The sequence below is a fragment of the Stenotrophomonas sp. PS02297 genome (assembly GCF_029959705.1).
Lineage (GTDB): Bacteria > Pseudomonadota > Gammaproteobacteria > Xanthomonadales > Xanthomonadaceae > Stenotrophomonas > Stenotrophomonas nitritireducens.
This window is the reverse complement of the sequence record NZ_JASCOS010000006.1, coordinates 73,963-89,202: the sequence shown is the minus strand read 5'-3', so window position 1 is coordinate 89,202 and position 15,240 is coordinate 73,963. Positions and strand designations below refer to the sequence as shown.

16 protein-coding genes and 1 tRNA gene are annotated in these 15,240 nt (G+C 67.0%); 8 read left to right on the top strand and 9 right to left on the bottom strand.

The genetic code is table 11. The features are described 5' to 3' along the window. Positions 1-51 precede the first annotated feature (51 nt). The 3 genes from mscL to QMX80_RS02925 all read right to left on the bottom strand — a co-directional run bounded on the left by mscL (position 52) and on the right by QMX80_RS02925 (position 2,097). A complete protein-coding gene (gene mscL / locus QMX80_RS02935; RefSeq protein WP_055771467.1) occupies positions 52-465 on the bottom strand; it encodes a large-conductance mechanosensitive channel protein MscL in 414 nt (137 codons plus the stop codon). Positions 466-520: 55 nt separating this feature from the next. Continuing rightward, complete coding sequence (locus tag QMX80_RS02930; protein WP_282275163.1) at positions 521-1,228, bottom strand: fumarylacetoacetate hydrolase family protein; 708 nt, start codon at positions 1,226-1,228, stop codon at positions 521-523. Positions 1,229-1,815: 587 nt separating this feature from the next. Continuing rightward, a complete protein-coding gene (locus tag QMX80_RS02925; protein WP_282275162.1) occupies positions 1,816-2,097 on the bottom strand; it encodes a hypothetical protein in 282 nt (93 codons plus the stop codon). A 162-nt stretch (positions 2,098-2,259) separates the two neighbouring features. On the opposite strand from QMX80_RS02925, the gene QMX80_RS02920 reads away from it, so the two are divergent. Next, positions 2,260-2,607 (top strand): Rieske (2Fe-2S) protein, encoded by a 348-nt coding sequence (locus tag QMX80_RS02920; protein WP_282275161.1) that lies wholly within the window; start codon positions 2,260-2,262, stop codon positions 2,605-2,607. A gap of 78 nt (positions 2,608-2,685) precedes the next feature. Here the strand turns inward: QMX80_RS02920 and QMX80_RS02915 are convergent, their stop codons facing one another. The 4 genes from QMX80_RS02915 to thiS form a co-directional block, all read right to left on the bottom strand. Beyond that, positions 2,686-4,533 (bottom strand): SLC13 family permease, encoded by a 1,848-nt coding sequence (locus QMX80_RS02915; protein ID WP_055771456.1) that lies wholly within the window; start codon positions 4,531-4,533, stop codon positions 2,686-2,688. A 25-nt stretch (positions 4,534-4,558) separates the two neighbouring features. Next, a complete protein-coding gene (trmB, locus tag QMX80_RS02910) occupies positions 4,559-5,293 on the bottom strand; it encodes a tRNA (guanosine(46)-N7)-methyltransferase TrmB (RefSeq protein WP_282275160.1) in 735 nt (244 codons plus the stop codon). Then, a complete protein-coding gene (locus QMX80_RS02905) occupies positions 5,293-6,087 on the bottom strand; it encodes a thiazole synthase (protein ID WP_057505336.1) in 795 nt (264 codons plus the stop codon). The genes trmB and QMX80_RS02905 overlap by 1 nt, the downstream gene beginning before the upstream one ends. A 154-nt stretch (positions 6,088-6,241) precedes the next feature. Continuing rightward, positions 6,242-6,442 carry a sulfur carrier protein ThiS gene (gene thiS / locus QMX80_RS02900; RefSeq protein WP_282275157.1) on the bottom strand — a complete coding sequence of 67 codons (201 nt, stop codon included), beginning with the start codon at positions 6,440-6,442 and terminating at the stop codon, positions 6,242-6,244. Between the two features lie 138 nt (positions 6,443-6,580). On the opposite strand from thiS, the gene QMX80_RS02895 reads away from it, so the two are divergent. The 3 genes from QMX80_RS02895 (at position 6,581) to QMX80_RS02885 (ending at position 10,744) form a co-directional block, all read left to right on the top strand. Beyond that, the gene (locus QMX80_RS02895) at positions 6,581-8,419 is read left to right on the top strand and encodes an autotransporter domain-containing protein (RefSeq protein WP_282275155.1); all 1,839 of its coding nucleotides are present in this window, start codon (positions 6,581-6,583) and stop codon (positions 8,417-8,419) included. A 156-nt stretch (positions 8,420-8,575) separates the two neighbouring features. Next, positions 8,576-8,649 (top strand) — tRNA-Gly (locus QMX80_RS02890). Positions 8,650-8,887: 238 nt separating this feature from the next. Then, positions 8,888-10,744 (top strand): integrase arm-type DNA-binding domain-containing protein, encoded by a 1,857-nt coding sequence (locus QMX80_RS02885; protein WP_004265627.1) that lies wholly within the window; start codon positions 8,888-8,890, stop codon positions 10,742-10,744. 32 nt (positions 10,745-10,776) lie between these two features. On the opposite strand, the gene QMX80_RS02880 is transcribed toward QMX80_RS02885, so the two are convergent. Beyond that, positions 10,777-11,403 carry a LysR substrate-binding domain-containing protein gene (locus tag QMX80_RS02880; RefSeq protein WP_049591570.1) on the bottom strand — a complete coding sequence of 209 codons (627 nt, stop codon included), beginning with the start codon at positions 11,401-11,403 and terminating at the stop codon, positions 10,777-10,779. Positions 11,404-11,507: 104 nt separating this feature from the next. Between QMX80_RS02880 and QMX80_RS02875 the strand changes: the two genes are divergently transcribed. After that, positions 11,508-11,813 (top strand): helix-turn-helix transcriptional regulator, encoded by a 306-nt coding sequence (locus QMX80_RS02875; RefSeq protein WP_003454714.1) that lies wholly within the window; start codon positions 11,508-11,510, stop codon positions 11,811-11,813. Positions 11,814-11,839: 26 nt separating this feature from the next. Here QMX80_RS02875 and mobH read toward each other — a convergent pair whose 3' ends face one another. Next, entirely contained in the window at positions 11,840-13,687 is a 1,848-nt protein-coding gene (gene mobH / locus QMX80_RS02870; RefSeq protein WP_031329115.1) for a MobH family relaxase, read from the bottom strand. A 313-nt stretch (positions 13,688-14,000) separates the two neighbouring features. Here mobH and QMX80_RS02865 point away from each other — a divergent pair, with 313 nt between their 5' ends. From QMX80_RS02865 to QMX80_RS02855, 3 genes are all read left to right on the top strand, one after another. Beyond that, the gene (locus QMX80_RS02865; RefSeq protein ID WP_003454724.1) at positions 14,001-14,318 is read left to right on the top strand and encodes a type II toxin-antitoxin system PrlF family antitoxin; all 318 of its coding nucleotides are present in this window, start codon (positions 14,001-14,003) and stop codon (positions 14,316-14,318) included. Then, a complete protein-coding gene (locus QMX80_RS02860) occupies positions 14,318-14,782 on the top strand; it encodes a type II toxin-antitoxin system YhaV family toxin (RefSeq protein WP_003454727.1) in 465 nt (154 codons plus the stop codon). Before QMX80_RS02865 ends, QMX80_RS02860 begins: the two co-directional genes overlap by 1 nt. A gap of 86 nt (positions 14,783-14,868) precedes the next feature. Then, the gene (locus QMX80_RS02855) at positions 14,869-15,240 is read left to right on the top strand and encodes a DUF3742 family protein (RefSeq protein ID WP_003454730.1); all 372 of its coding nucleotides are present in this window, start codon (positions 14,869-14,871) and stop codon (positions 15,238-15,240) included.

Sequence of the window (15,240 nt, the reverse complement as noted above, 5' to 3'; positions counted from 1 at the left end):
GCGTTGCCCCGCTCTACAACGGGGCAACGCCCCGGCGGGAATCGTTCCGCCTTACCGCTTCAGGTTGTCGCGGATCTCGCGCAGCAACAGCACTTCCTCGCTCGGTTCGGCCGGCGCGGCGGGCGCTTCCTCCTTCTTGCGCGACAGGCGGTTGATCGCCTTGACCAGCATGAAGATGGCGAAGGCGACGATGACGAACTGGATCATCGTATTGATGAAATCGCCATAGCCCAGCATCACCGCCGGAATCTCCTTGCCATCGGCGCCCATCCTGGCCGGAGCCAGCTCCAGGGCCAGGCTGGAGAAATCCACCTTGCCGATCAGCAGGCCGAGCGGCGGCATGATCACCTTGTCCACCAGCGAAGTGACGATCTTGCCGAACGCGCCGCCGATCACGACACCGACCGCCAGGTCGATGACGTTGCCGCGCATCGCGAATTCCTTGAACTCACTGATCATTCCCATGTGTGTCTCCTGTGTGCGTGTAAGGGGAAGCCGGCACAGACTACCCCGGCGCCCGTCATCCGGCGATCACGCCGTCGCGGCGCGCGATATCGCCCAGCCGCGCGCTGAAACGGTCGCCGGGCTGCAGCGCGGCCACGCCGGCCGGCGTGCCCATGAACACCAGGTCGCCGGCGCGCAGCGCGTAGAGCTTGGACAGTTCGTGCAGGATTTCCGGCACGTTCCAGATCATGTTGTCCAAGGTGGAGCGCTGGCGCACCTGTCCGTTGATCTCCAGCGACAGTTCCAGCGGCGCCAGGTCGCCCACCTGCGCGGCGGGGACCAGCCCGCTGACCGGCGCCGAATGGTCGAAGCCCTTGGCGATGTCCCAGGGGCCGCCCTTGGCCTTGGCCGCGGCCTGCAGGTCGCGGCGGGTCAGGTCCAGGCCGACGCCATAGGCCAGCACCAGCGGCATCGCCTGTTCGACCGGCAGTACGCCGGCCGGCGCGTCCTTGCCGAGCGCGACCACCAGCTCGACCTCGTGGTGCAGGTCGGACGTGGCCGATGGATAGGGAATGGGCGCATCGCCGGTGACGATGGCGTCGGCCGGCTTCATGAAGAACATCGGCTGGCCGCGTTCGGCCGCCGTGGCCGGCGCGCTCGCGCCCATCTCGCGTGCGTGGTCGGCGAAATTGCGGCCCACGCAGTAGATGCGGTGCACCGGGAAGGTGCCGCCTCCGGCCACCGGGATGCGGGGAACGGGCGGGGCGGGAATCAGGTCGGTCATGGTTCGTCCGGGAAACGAAGGGCAGGCGCCATGATGCCGGACGCCGCAGCGAGGCCGGTAGTGCCGGCCGCTGGTCGTGAACGCGTCATCGCATTGCACCTTGCCATCCCCGGCGGGCGCCCTACTGGCCATTGTTCCGCCGTGCTGCAGATAGCTCTTGCGGTTTCCTGCGCGCTGCCGTCCTACGGCCTGCAGCAGATGCGGTGCTGCAGGGCGGCACGGGCGCGCGGCAACGCGCCCGCCGGAACGGTGCGGGAAGCGGCGTCGGCCGCGCCCCGTTAGGCGCCTGTCATGCTCCCGCCGCGCCGGGCTTGCCCCTGGTCCAGGGGTTTTCCGTGGCCAGGAATGCGCGCCATCGAGGAACTGCGTCGGGGCTGGTTGTTGGCCGGCGCCTGCCGTCCGCCCGCATGAAGCCGCCGGGCCGGCGGTCGGTAACTATCGGGGAAACCGTCGGGGAATCGGACATGGGGCAGCGCCAAAACGATGCGGCGTTTCGCCCGTTGCCGGCGCGGTTCCTTCCGTACTCATGCAGCCGCCCGTCCCATGGCCGCGCGCTGCCCAGAGAGGGCGTTGCCGGTAGTAGGGGGTCAGTGGACGTGCGGCAACGCCGGCTTGCGAACCACGCGGTACTCGCCATCCATCACGTTGCCGGCGCTCTTGCGTGCGGCGCGGGCCTTGCGCGAGGCCAGCAGCTTCCAGGCCAGGCCGACGAGGATCATCGCGGCGCCGACGAATACGCCGGCTACCACCAGCACCGCGAGGATCGCCAGGCCCAGCAGGCCCAGGGCGACCCGCAGCAACGGGTTGCGCGGCTTGCGCGGCGCGAACAGGTTGCGGAGGTTGGCGAACTGGAAATAACGGATCTGCATGTCGGTGGCATGACGGTTTGGCTGGCCGCAGTATCGGTGGCGATGCCGGCCGATGAGTGAATTTGTCGTTAAATGTGGCTGCGCATTCATCCATGGGGACGACGGGGCGATATCCGCGACCATGCGACAATACGCGCGTTTCCGCATTCATCTCACGCCATCATGTCCGCATCCACGTCTTCGCCGGTCGAGCTTGCCCTGCTCGATTCCTTGCCCGACCAGGGGTTCCACTCGGTGGAGGCGGTGGTGGAGGGCGATGCCGAGCCCTTGATCCTCTACCGCGATGGTGCACAGGTGCGGGCCTGGCTCAATGTCTGCCCCCATGCCGGCCGCAACCTCGACTGGGCGCCGGGGCAGTTCCTCAAGAGCCGGGAGGGCCATCTGGTCTGCGCGGTGCATGGCGCCGCCTTTGAGCTGCAGAGCGGCACCTGCGTTTCCGGGCCGTGCAAGGGCGATGCGCTGCGCGTGGTGCCGGTGCGCGTGGAAGGTGGCAAGGTGCTGCTTGGGTAGGTGCCGGGCTTGCCCGGCATGTGGCTTTCCCGTTAATGCCCATGCGGGGCGAGCCCCGCATCTACGAAAGTCCCATCACTAGAACATGATGTTGACCATCACCACCACGACCAGGGTGTAGATCAGCGACAGCGGCCCGCCGACGCGCCACATCTCGCGCGGGGTGTACTTGGCCGGCCCCATCACCATCGAGATCACCGGGTTGGACGCGGTCATCAGGTTGTTGGAGGCCGACAGCGCCACGATCAGTGCGAACGCGGTGGGGTTGCCGCCGGCCGCCAGCGCCAGGTTGACCGCGATCGGCACGGTGACGATGGTGGCGCCGACATGGCTGATCACCAGCGAGAACGCGGTGGTCAGCACCGCCAGCGCCAGTTCCAGCGCCCAGATCGGGATCCCGGCCGGCAGCTTGTCGATGGTGTGGCCGGCGACCCAGGCCGCCGCGCCGCTGGAGTCCATCGCCCAGCCCAGCGGGATCAGCCCGGCCATCATGAAGATGGTCTTCCAGTTGATCGAGGCGTAGGCCTCGTCCATGCGCAGCACGCCGGTGAGCAGCATGCCGGCCACGCCGGTGAGCAGGGTCAGCGCCACCGGCAGGTGCGAGGTCAGCGCGATGATGATGGTGATGGCGAAGATCGCCATGGCGATCTTGAACTTGTGCGGGCGCTGTTCGCCCTTGGGGTAGTCGGTGACCACCACGAAGTCGCGGCTTTCCGCGGCCGCGGCCAGGTCCTGCCAGATGCTGTGGAACACCAGCATGTCGCCGGCGCGCAGCGCCACGTTGCGCACGTCCTCGCGGATCACCTGCTTGTCGCGGTTGATCGCCAGCAGGCTGATGCCGCGCTCCTTGCGCAGGCGCAGCTGGCCGGCGGTCTTGCCGATCAGTTTCGAGGTCGGCGGGATCACCGCTTCGGAAATGCCGGCGCGGCTGGGGTTGAACAGGTCGCCGAGGTTGCGCAGGCGCGAGGACATGCGCAGGAACTGGTTCTGCGCGAAGTCGGACACCTGCTGCCGCGGCCCCATCGCGCCGATCACGCTGCCGACCCAGATGCGCATGTCCGCCGGCGGCGCCAGGCGGGTGTCGTTGCCGGTCTTCAGTGCCAGCAGCAGCGGCGCGTCGAACAGGCTCTCGACCTCGCTGACGGTCATGCCGACCAGCGGGCTTTCGGCCGTCACCGCCAGTTCGAACACCTCGCCCTCGATGCCATAGGCCTTGGCGAAGTAGCTCTCGGTGCGCGCCGGGGTCTGGCCGTCGCTGTCCTCGCCGCCCTCGCGGGACAGCTTGCGGTCGCCGAAGAAGCGGAAATACAGCAGCGAGGCCGCCAGCAGCGCCAGGCCGATCGGCAGCGGCGCGAACATGCGCAGCGGCTCGATGGTGGCGGTGCCCGAGGGCAGGTTGTTGTTGGCCGAGATCAGCAGGTCGTTGAGCAGGATCAGCGGCGAGTTGCCGACCATGGTCAGGCCGCCGCCCATCACGATGGCGGCGGTGATCGGCAGCAGCAGGCGCTTGAGGGTGAGGCCGGTATTGGAGGCCAGCCGCGAGGCCACCGGCAGGTACAGCGCCATCACCGACGGGTTCTGCATGAACGAGGAGTTGAGGCCGGCGGTGGCGCTGGTCAGCAGCAGCAGGCGCTGCTCCAGCCCGTGCGAGCGCCGCAGCAGCCAGCCGGCCAGCCGGTTCAGCGCGCCGGTGCGGTCCAGGCCCGCGCCGAGGATGGTGGTGGCGATGATGCTCATCACCGCGTTGCCGGAGAAGCCGCCGAAGATCTCCTCCGGCGCGATCAGGCCGGTGACGCCCAGCACCACCATCACCACCAGCGCCACCACGTCGGCGCGGATGCGCTCGAACAGGAACATCGCCATCGTGAAGCCGACCAGCCCGAGCACGAGCTTCATGTCGGTGGTCAGCGTCAGCGCGGTGTCCATGCGGGGCGGCTCCCTTCAGTCCCGGTCAGGTGCGGTCGTAGAGCAGGTCCCAGACGCCGTGGCCGAGGTTCTGGCCGCGGGTCTCGAAATGCGTCTGCGGGCGCCAGTCCGGGCGCGGCACGCTGCCGCGCGGGCCGGCGCGGTTGGCCAGGCCGTCGGTGGCGTCGAGCACGTCCCACATCTGCTCGGCGTAGTCCTCCCAGTCGGTGGCACAGTGCAGCAGGCCGCCCGCGCGCAGCTTGCGCACCAGCAGCGCGGCGAACCCCGGCTGCACCAGGCGGCGCTTGTTGTGGCGCTTCTTGTGCCACGGGTCGGGGAAATAGATGCGGATCTCGTCCAGCGCGCCGTCGGCGATTTCCTTCTCCAGCACCTCGACCGCATCGTGGTGGTAGAGCTTGACGTTGCCGGCGTCGTCGTCGGCCAGCGCGTTGAGCAGGCGGCCCACGCCGGGCGCATGCACCTCGATGCCGATGTAGTCCTTGGAGGTGTCGAAGCGTGCGGCGTGGCGCAGCGCGGCGCCATTGCCGAAGCCGATTTCCAGCACCTTGGGCGCGGCCCGGCCGAAGGTGGCGGCCAGGTCGCGCGGCTGCCCGTTGAAATCGATGCCGAAGCGCGGCCAGCGTTCGTCGAACGCACGCTGCTGGGCCGGGGTGAAACGGCCCTGGCGCAGCACGAAACTGCGGATCTCGCGGCGGCCTTCGGTGACGGTGAAGGGTTTGGGCGGCGCCTTGGCGCCGGCGCTGTCGAAGGGATTGGTCATCAGCCGATCAATCCTTCCACCGGCGAGGATGCGCTGGCGTAGCGCTTGCGCGGGATGCGCCCGGCGAGGAACGCCTCGCGGCCGGCTTCGACTGCCTTGCGCATGGCGCTGGCCATCAGTACCGGATTGCGCGCGCCGGCGATGGCGGTGTTCATCAGCACGCCGTCGCAGCCCAGCTCCATCGCGATGGCGGCGTCCGAGGCGGTGCCGACGCCGGCGTCGACGATGATCGGCACCTTGGCGTTCTCGATGATCTCGATCAGGTTGTACTTGTTCTGGATGCCCAGGCCCGAGCCGATCGGCGCGGCCAGCGGCATCACCGCGGCGCAGCCGATCTCCTCCAGCCGCTTGCACAGGATCGGGTCGTCGGAGGTATAGACCATCACGTCGAAGCCGTCCTTGACCAGCTGCTCGGCCGCCTTGAGGGTCTGCACCACGTCCGGGTACAGGGTCTTCTGGTCGCCCAGCACCTCGAGCTTGGTCAGGTTGTGGCCGTCCAGCAGTTCGCGCGCCAGTCGGCAGGTGCGCACCGCGTCCTCGGCGGTATAGCAGCCGGCGGTGTTGGGCAGGATGGCGTAGCGGTCCGGCGGCAGCACGTCGAGCAGGTTGGGTTCGCCCGGGTTCTGGCCGATGTTGGTGCGGCGGATGGCGACGGTGACGATCTGGGCGCCGGCGGCCTCGGTGGCCAGGCGGGTTTCTTCCAGATCCCTGAACTTGCCGGTCCCGGTCAGCAGCCGGGACGCATAGCTTTTGCCGGCGATGACCAGCGGATCGGTGGGGGCGTGTGCGTTCATGGGGCGATTATCGCGCATCGCGTCAGGTGCCGCCCCGTTTTCCGGTCAAGAGATCCGCAGGAGCGGCTTCAGCCGCGATCGCTTTCGGGGCTGTCCAGTGCGTCGAAGACAGAAAACCATCGCCGCTGAAGCCGCTCCTGCCGCAGGCTCCGGATCACCCGCCTCCCAGCGCGTGCACGATCTCGACCACGTCGCCTTCGTTCAATTGCCACTGGCCGTGCTGGCCGCGGGGAATGATCTGGCCATTGACCTCCACCGCCACGCGGCGTTCGGCCAGGCCTTCGGCGGCCAATAGCCCGGCCAGGGTCAGGGACGACGGGAACGGGCGGGTTTCGCCATTGAGCTGGATGTCCATGCGGCCATTCTCGCCAGCGCGGGCGGAAAATCCCAGCCCATGCGGCAGTGCAGCGTGAGCCCGTCGTAGGCCAGTGAAAAACTAATACCGTGCGGCAGCGTACGCTGTCGCTTTCCTATATCCGTCAGGAGTTCCCCCATGCGTGTTTCCTCCCGTCCACTGCGCTCGGCCCTTGCCTTGGCGCTGGCTGCCGCTGCCGTTCCGGCCATGGCGCAGTCCCCGTTCTCGAAGACCGTGTTCTTCGGCGACAGCCTGACCGATACCGGCTACTACCGCCCGATCATGGTGCAGGCCAATCCTTCCGCTTCGGCCGCCGGCCGTTTCACCACCAACCCCGGCTGGGTCTGGTCCGACTACCTGGCCGACCACTACGGCACCAGCGCCCTGCCCAACGGCAATGGCCAGAATGGCGATAACTACGCCGCCGGCGGCGCCCGCGTGGGGGTGGACGTGACCAACCCGCTGAACCCGCTGTTGCCGGCGACGCCCTCGCTCAAGACCCAGCTCAACAATTACCTTGCCGCCAATGGCGGCAAGGCCGATGCCAATGCCCTCTATACCGTGTGGGGCGGCGCCAACGATCTGTTCGCGGTGGCCGGCGGCGCTCCGGCGCAGGCCACCATCGGCGCGGCGGTCGCCAGCGAGGTGGGCATGGTCGCCACCCTGAAGGCGGCTGGCGCGCAGTACGTGATGGTGCCGAACCTGCCCGACATCGGCCTGACGCCGTCCTCGCGCGCCGGTGGGCCGGTGGCGATGGCGCAGGGCACCGCCCTGGCCAAGGCCTACAACGATGCGCTGTTCGGTGGCCTGAAGCAGGCCGGCCTGCAGGTCATCCCGGTCGATACCTTCAGCATCCTGCAGGAGATCATCGCCAACCCGGGGACATACGGATTCACCAATGTGTCCGGCACCGCCTGCCAGCCGCAGGTCACCGCCCAGTCGCTGACCTGCACGCCGCTGAACTACGTCACCCCCAACGCTGCCGATACCTATGTGTTCGCCGATGGCGTGCACCCGACCACGGGCGCGCACCAGATCCTCGGCCAGTACGCGATCTCGGTGCTCGAGGCGCCGCGCCTGCAGCAGGTGCTGACGCATTCGGCGCAGACCACCGGCCGTGCCCGTGCCGACCAGGTGAGCGGCCACCTGGGCGGCCGTCCGGCCGATGGCATGAGCTGGTGGGGCAATGTGCGCGGCGACATGCAGCGCTACGACCATGCCAGCCTGTATGACGGCATGGCGCCGGCCGGCCTGTTCGGCATCGACTGGGCGCGCAATGGGGTGGTGGTCGGCGGTTTCGCCGGTTACGGCCGCATGGATGCGGATTTCGGCGGCGGCAAGGGCGACTTCACCCAGTCCGACACCACCGCGGGCCTGTTCGCCGGCTGGTACGGCGACCATGTCTGGGTCAATGGGCAGGCCAGCTACAGCTGGCTGGGCTATGACGTGACCCGCAAGGTGCAGCTCGGCCCGGCCACCCGCGTGCACAAGGGCTCGCCCGACGGCAGCAACCTGACCGTCGCGCTGAACGCCGGCTACGAGTTCGGCCAGGAAGGCGGCTTCCGCCATGGTCCGGTGGCGGGCGTGGTCTGGCAGAAGGTCAAGCTCGACGGTTACCTGGAAAGCAGCGCCAGCGCCACCGCGCTCGGCTATGGCGACCAGGACGTGGATTCCACCGTCGGCCGCATCGGCTGGCAGGCGCGCTTCGACGGCGGCAGCATCCATCCCTACGTGCAGGTCACCTACGACCACGAGTTCGAGGACGGCAAGCAGGCCAGCGCCTGGCTGCAGACCATGGCCGACGTCGGTGCCTACAAGGTCCCGGGCCTGCAGTTCGACCGCAACTACGCCACTGCGGTGCTGGGTGCGCGGATGAACCTGTGGGGGCTGCAGAGCAATGTCGGCCTGAGCACCACCACGCTGCAGAAGTCGGCCCGCGACGCCACGCTGTTCGCTACGTTCAGCGGCGGCTTCTGAGCCGGCGTTGAGTGCCGGAGGGCGGGGCCGCAGGCCGGTGCCGCCCTTTGCCGCGGAAGCAGGCCCCGGGCATCGTGCGCCATGGAGCGGCATCGCCCGTATCGCGGATTGCCATTGCGCGGCGGGCCTCCGCCCGCATAGACTGCGCATCGCCGCGCGGGTGTAGCTCAATGGTAGAGCAGAAGCTTCCCAAGCTTACGACGAGGGTTCGATTCCCTTCACCCGCTCCACTGCATCGTTCCAGGGAATTCTGAGGAAGTCCAAGAGGCATCGTAAGTCGTTGATTCTGGTTGAGTTTTCGACACCTCGATGTTCCAGTGGGCTCCACGGAAATCCACCTGAAGCCACGACGTTTATGTCCATTTTTGTGTCCATTTTTGCGGGCACGACGGCTTCCGGATTGTTGCTAGGGCGCTGAGGTCGATGGGTTAAGCATCTGGTTCCTGACTCATGTTCAGGAGCTAGAGCATGGCACTCTCAGACTTGGTGGTCCGCCAAGCCAAAGCCACCGGCAAGGCCTACACACTTCCAGACATCGATGGTCTCTCCCTGGCCGTGACGGCCACGGGCAGCAAGAGCTGGCACTTCCGTTACTACTGGATGAAGGAGCCCAAGCGCATGTCGCTGGGCACCTATCCCGAGGTGTCCCTTCGTGAGGCACGCGCCCTGCGTGACGAGGCGCGCGCCTTGGTGGCCAAGGACATCAACCCGCGCCTTCACCGCAAGCAAAAGCGCGCCGCGGTCAAACTCGCCGGTGAAAACACCTTCGAGGCGATCTACAAGAAGTGGCTTGCCCACCGCGAACGCGGCCTCAAGAAGGGCCGGCAGACCACCCTCTCGATCCTCCCTCGCGTCTTCGCCAAGGATGTGCTGCCCTTGCTGGGCAAGCGCTCGATCTACGACATCAAACGCCCTGACCTGCTGGAAGTGATCGCCAGGATCGAGCGGCGCAAGGCGCTCTCCGTCGCCGAGAAAGTCAGGACGTGGTTCAACCAGATGTTCCGCTACGCGCTGGTGGTCGTGCCGGGCCTGGAGCAGAACCCGGCTTCCGACCTCGACGTGGTGGCGCTGCCGCTGCCCCCGGTGAACCACAACCCGTTCCTGCGCATGGCCGAGTTGCCGAAGCTGTTGCAGCGCCTGCGCAAGTATCGTGGCCGGCTGCAGACCCAGCTCGGTCTGCGGCTGCTGCTATTCACCGGCGTGCGCACGGGCGAGCTGCGCCTGGCGACGCCGGATCAGTTCGACCTCGATCGGGGCCTCTGGATCATCCCGCCCGAGGTCGTGAAGCAGCTCCAGGTGGACATGCGCAGGAAGCGCCAGTTGCCCAAGGACATTCCACCCTACATCGTGCCGCTGTCGGTGCAGGCCATCGAGATCGTCCGGCACCTGCTCGAACAGCTCAAACCGGCCCAGCACTATCTGTTCCGCCACGACAGCGAGTTGAAGAAGCGCATGAGCGAGAACACGCTCAACGGCGCGCTCAAGCGCATGGGCTATCGCGACCTGCTGACCGGGCACGGCATCCGGGGCACGATGTCCACCGCGCTCAACGAGATCGGCTACCCGAAGGTGTGGGTGGACGCGCAACTCTCGCACGTCGATCCCAACAAGGTCAGTGCCACCTACAACCACGCCGAGTACGTCGAGCAGCGGCGGCGGATGATGCAGGATTGGGCCGACCGGCTCGATCTCTTCGAGCAGAACATGGTCGAGGCAGCGAGCATGCCGCTCACCATTCATTTGGAGGGCGTGCCCGTCCTCTCGGATGAGGAAGCCGCGAGTGCGCCACCCAAACCAGCGGCCGCGTCGGCGCCGCTCCTGATCGTGACCAGGCCGGGAGACGCGATGCCACTGGTGTCAGCCGAGACGCATCGGCTGCCCGCAGTGCCGTTGCCGCGTTCCGTCATGGAGGAACCGCTGTCCGACATACAGCGCCAGCGGATGGAACTGGTCGATGTCTTCGAGGCACCACACAACCTGCCAGTCGCCGAGTACGCGAAGATGGCGGGCAAGTCCCGCCGGTGGATCAGCTACGAGATCAAGGCCGGCAACCTGCTGGCGCTGAACCTGGGCAACCGTGGTCAGCGCGTGCCGGATTGGCATCTCGATCCGGTCAAGCACGCGCTGATCCAGGCGGTCCTCAAGCTGACCAGGGGCGCCGACCCTTGGCAGATCTACAACGCGCTCCTGCAGCCGCGCGCGAAGCTGCGCGGCGGCTCGGCTCTGGAAAGCGTCAGTGCCACAAATCTCGACAAGATCATCATGGCGGTGAGCACGACGGTGAAGGAAAGCGAGTGGTCCCCGCAGCAGGTGGCGTTTGCGTAGCGCGCCAGCGCCCAGCAGTGCGCGCCCCTGTCTCAGGACACGGAGCGCGCGCGGCGGGCGAATCTTTCCTGGGGCTCGGTCAAGGACGAGGACGGGCGAAGCAGGTAGGCCATCACGATGATGGGTGCGCCAGCCAATGGCCGCGCGGCGATGCCGCGACGCAGGTAGCAGGTCAGTCTCGCGGCGGGTGCGACGGCAATGCCGTAGCCCGCGGAGACGAGCGTCATCGCCATGTCGAAGGTGCTGACGGTCTGCTCATGGCCCTGCGGTGCATCCTCGACCAGGCCATGCGCCACCGCGCTCCACGGCTCGTCGGCCGTTGACTGCGCGCAGATCAACGGCTGCTTGAGCAGCTCTTGGCGAGGCACTTCACGGTAGGACAGCAGGTGCGAGCGCTTGGCGACGGCGACTGCCAGCGTGTCATGCCACAACGGCTCGCACACCCAGCCTGGCCACTCCCAGGCGGCTGTGGACAGGGCCAAGTCAAAGTTATCGTGCGGCAGTTCCTGCGCCTGCGCTGTGGAACTGCATCCGATCAAGGCGGTGGCGGTCTCTGGCTCTTCGGCGCGCTGCAACGCCAGCAAGTCGGCAAGCGGTGAAGGCACCCACTCGCCGAGCACAGCCACCCGGATTTCAGTGGAGGCATCGCTCGATTTCACGTCCAGTTCCTCCAGGCAGTGAACTCGCGGCGACCGATGAAGTCGCTTCTATTGAGTTAAGTTTAACGTGGTTTATATCGTGTCAATCCTCGACGCTTTTGGCAATGCAAAAGCGTTCGATTCAAAGAGGCCGGCCCACCGGGACAACAACCTACGAAGCGGAACCAGCCATCGCGTTTGGGGCCTCCGTGCGCGAAGAAAGAACCAGTCAAGGCATCGCCCAGGAAACGCTGGCTCATCTGTCAGGAATCGAGCGTTCGCACATGGGAAAGATCGAGCGTGGCGAGCATGTCCCCACGCTCCCCCTCATTCTCAAAATCGCCCGTGCGCTGAAATGCAGTTCTGCCCACTTGATGGCGCTGACTGAAGCCAAGCTGGCAGAGACGGCTCCGCCTAAATCAGCGGACTGAAGCCGGCCCGCGCCGTGGCTCCTTGTCTACCCCTGTTCGTTGTCGTTCTTATTACCGGCGGCTGAATTTTCGCGCTTTACGGCCTCGGTGAGGAGGCGCAGGTATGGATTGTCCGGAGGCATTTCCTGGAACAGCGCTTCGGGAGCGCTCAGCAGGTAGCCGTGCAGTCGCCTGGATTTGCGCGGCCCCGTGACTTCGCAGGTCCAGATATTCAGCCCGCTGGCTTGCTTGCGGTGCAGGCCTAGCTTCTCGAAACGCTTCTGCACCCACTGCCATCCCTCCAGGTTCTCCGGTTTCGCCAGTGCGGCGATTTGCAGATGTTCCTGCGCATAGCGCTGGAAGACGCCGGGGCTCACCAGGTAGGCCGTTCCGGCGACGCTGTGCACCAAGGCTTTGGCGTCGTTGATGATGAGCTTGTGCGTCTGGATGCCCTGACGCAGCCAGGCCATGAAATGCTCGCCGGATGGCTCCGGCCGATCCTGAAATGGCGCGAGGCTTATCTGCGGCAGCACCGTAGGCGCCGGTGGCGAGGCAGGCTCGGGTTCGCTCGGGGCCTCCGGCGCTACGGGTGGGGCCGTGTCACTCAGCAGATCGAGCAGCGCAGCCACGCCGTTGTCGGTGGGCATAGGGACGGTCGGCGCGATGCTTGGTGGCGCCGTATCGGCGCTTTCCAAGCCTGGCGCTTCGGATGCCGGTGCCTGCGGTGTCGGCGCCCCTTGTTCCTCGTCGGCCTGCACGCGACCCGCGAACGGCGCCGGCCGGTCGGCCGCATCCCAGACCATGGCCGGAGACAGTTTCAGGAAGGTGAAGCTGTGCGACCAGCCGGCATCGCTGGTGACGGTGGCCTTCCAGATCGCCTTGCCGTCCGGTGTGGCCAAGGCGATGCCGTGATCCTGCAGCACGTTGAACACCGCCGTGTTGCTGGCCGGGATGCCGTCGATGCCCTGCGACAGCAGATGCGCGCGCAGCTTGTCCGAGACGGTCTTGCTCACCAGCCAGAGCGCGTCCTGGGTCAGCCAGCCATCCGAGGCCTGGGGCTGGTTCAGCTTGAATTCTTCCTTCAGGAGGTAGCGCAGGCCATCGAGCAGCTTGCGCTGCAGTGCGTGCCGGGGCGCTGCCAGGGCCTTGCTCGGATCGCCGCCGAGTTCCTGGGCGACGGATGCCTGGTCCGCCTGCACGACCAGTTCGCCGAGCATGCCGGCGTGCTCGTACTGGCCGGCCAGGACGTACAGCAGCGCGGCCCACAGGTCGGGGTAGTCGGCGAGCCAGTCGAAGATGCCCGGATCGAGCAGCCGGGCGTAGAGCAGCCCGGTGGCGGCGCTGTGCAGCCGGTATTCGCGCTCCCTGCGGTAGCGGAAGCGGTACGGCCGCCGCAGCGGGCCGTGCCAGGGATGCCAGACCGTGCCGTCCGCGTACTCGACGTGCAGGTCGACCGCGATCTTGCCGATGTCGTGCAGCAGCGCAGCATAGGCGGTGCCTGCGGTCCAGGCCTCGGCCTGGGCGGCTTGCGCCTCCGGCGTGGCGCCGGCGGGCAGCAGATGCGACTGCCGCAGCTTGAGCGCGTAGGCGACGATCTCCAGGCCGTGGTCCAGCATGCCGCCCGGATAGGCGTGGTGATGGGCCTCCGACGCGGGGAATTGCTGGACCAGCTCGGCGTAGCGTTCCAGCGGGGCGAGGTACAGCGTGGCGAACTGCCGGCGCGACAGCGAGGTGCGCTGCCAGATGTGTTCCAGCAGCTTCTGCCGGCGCGGCGTCGCCAGCAGCGATGCGGCCGGCTCCGGCCGCATCAGCCCTTTGCCGGGCTCGGCGGGAGGTTTGGGCGGTGGCGCACTGGCGGCAGGTGGCACCCGTTTGCGTTGGAACAGCGAGAGCATGGCGAACCCCAGACGGCGGGCCGGTCGGGAGAGCCTTTTGGCCTTTTCGGGTAGGGCCTTTCCCCTTGGCCCCATTCCCTTGCCCCTTCCCCAGCCCTTTGGCCTTTACGGAAACCTTTGGATATAGGGCAACGACGCCTGCCGAACCACAACCAATGCGGGTTTGGCCCAAGTCGGATTGATGCGGGAAGGCTGGCTGTGCCGCCCCTACGATGGAGCCGTTTCATCGACCGGACGGAGCACCATGCACACCCAGATTGACAAGGTAAGGAAATTTCCTTACCATCCAGGCATTGCCATCAGGAGTGCCGCCATGCCCGAAATCCACGAAGTCGCGACGCTGACCTCCAAGGGTCAGATCACGCTGCCCAAGTCCATCCGGCAAGCGCTGGGCGTGGACACCGGCGGCAAGGTGGCGTTCGACCTGCGCGGCGGCGAAGTCGTCGTGACCCGCGCCGACGCCGACCATGAAGACCCGGCCATCGGCGCCTTCCTGGGGCTGCTGGAAGCGGACATCCGGGCCGGGCGGCACGTCCAGTCCCTGCCGGACGATCTGGCGCGGGCCATGCTGGCCAACGCGCACCACGCGGTGAACCTCGATGAAGACATCGAAGGCGAAGTGGCGCTCTGATGCAGCGGCACGGTTGGACGCTCCTGTTCCACGAGGGCGTGATCGAGCAGTTGCGCAAGCTGCACGCGGCCGCGGAACGGGCCGAACAGAACGACCCGCAGGGGTTCGAGAGCAACGCCAACGTCAAGCTGTTCCGGGCGTTGAGCCAGTTGATCATGGATGTCGTGCCGAGCGATCCTGCGCGCGACGAATTCCGCCAGGGCAACACCTTGGGGCCGGCCTACCGGCACTGGCGGCGCGCAAAGATCGGGAGGCGGTTCCGGCTGTTCTTCCGCTTCGACTCCAAGGCCAAGGCGATCGTGTTCGCCTGGGTCAACGACGAGCAGACCTTGCGGTCGTCGGGCAGCAAGTCCGACCCCTATGCGGTGTTCGAGAAGATGTTGGGACGCGGCAACCCGCCGGACGATTGGGCGGCGCTGGTGGCCGCAAGCCAGGCCGACTGGCGCGCAGCAGACAAGGACTAGACCGCGGTTGAAGAACAGCACAGGTTTCAATCGCGACACGGACAGGGATCACAGCCACACGACAGGATGAACATGAGGTAGCCACCATGAAGACCGCCGCACAGACCACCTTCGCAGAACGCCTCGGCCGGACACTGGGCCGGGCGTGGAGAGGCTGCGCGCGTCTGGATCGGCGGGCGCAGGGCTGGCTGCTCGCGCAGGGATGGGCGCCTGGCATTGCCAAGGCCGCGCTGCTGGCCGTCAAGCTCGCTGCGATCGGTGTCCTGCTCTACACCGCGTTCTGGCTGGCACTGCTGCTTGCGTTCGCGCTGGTCGGCGCCTGGGTAGTCCGCAACGACGATGGGAGCTACGACGAGGAACACAAGCCGGAATGGCGATACGGCCCTGCCGGGTACGGCCTCTACACCCATGACGATTACCGGATCGACCCCCACGATCCAGAAGACGAGCAAGCCTAG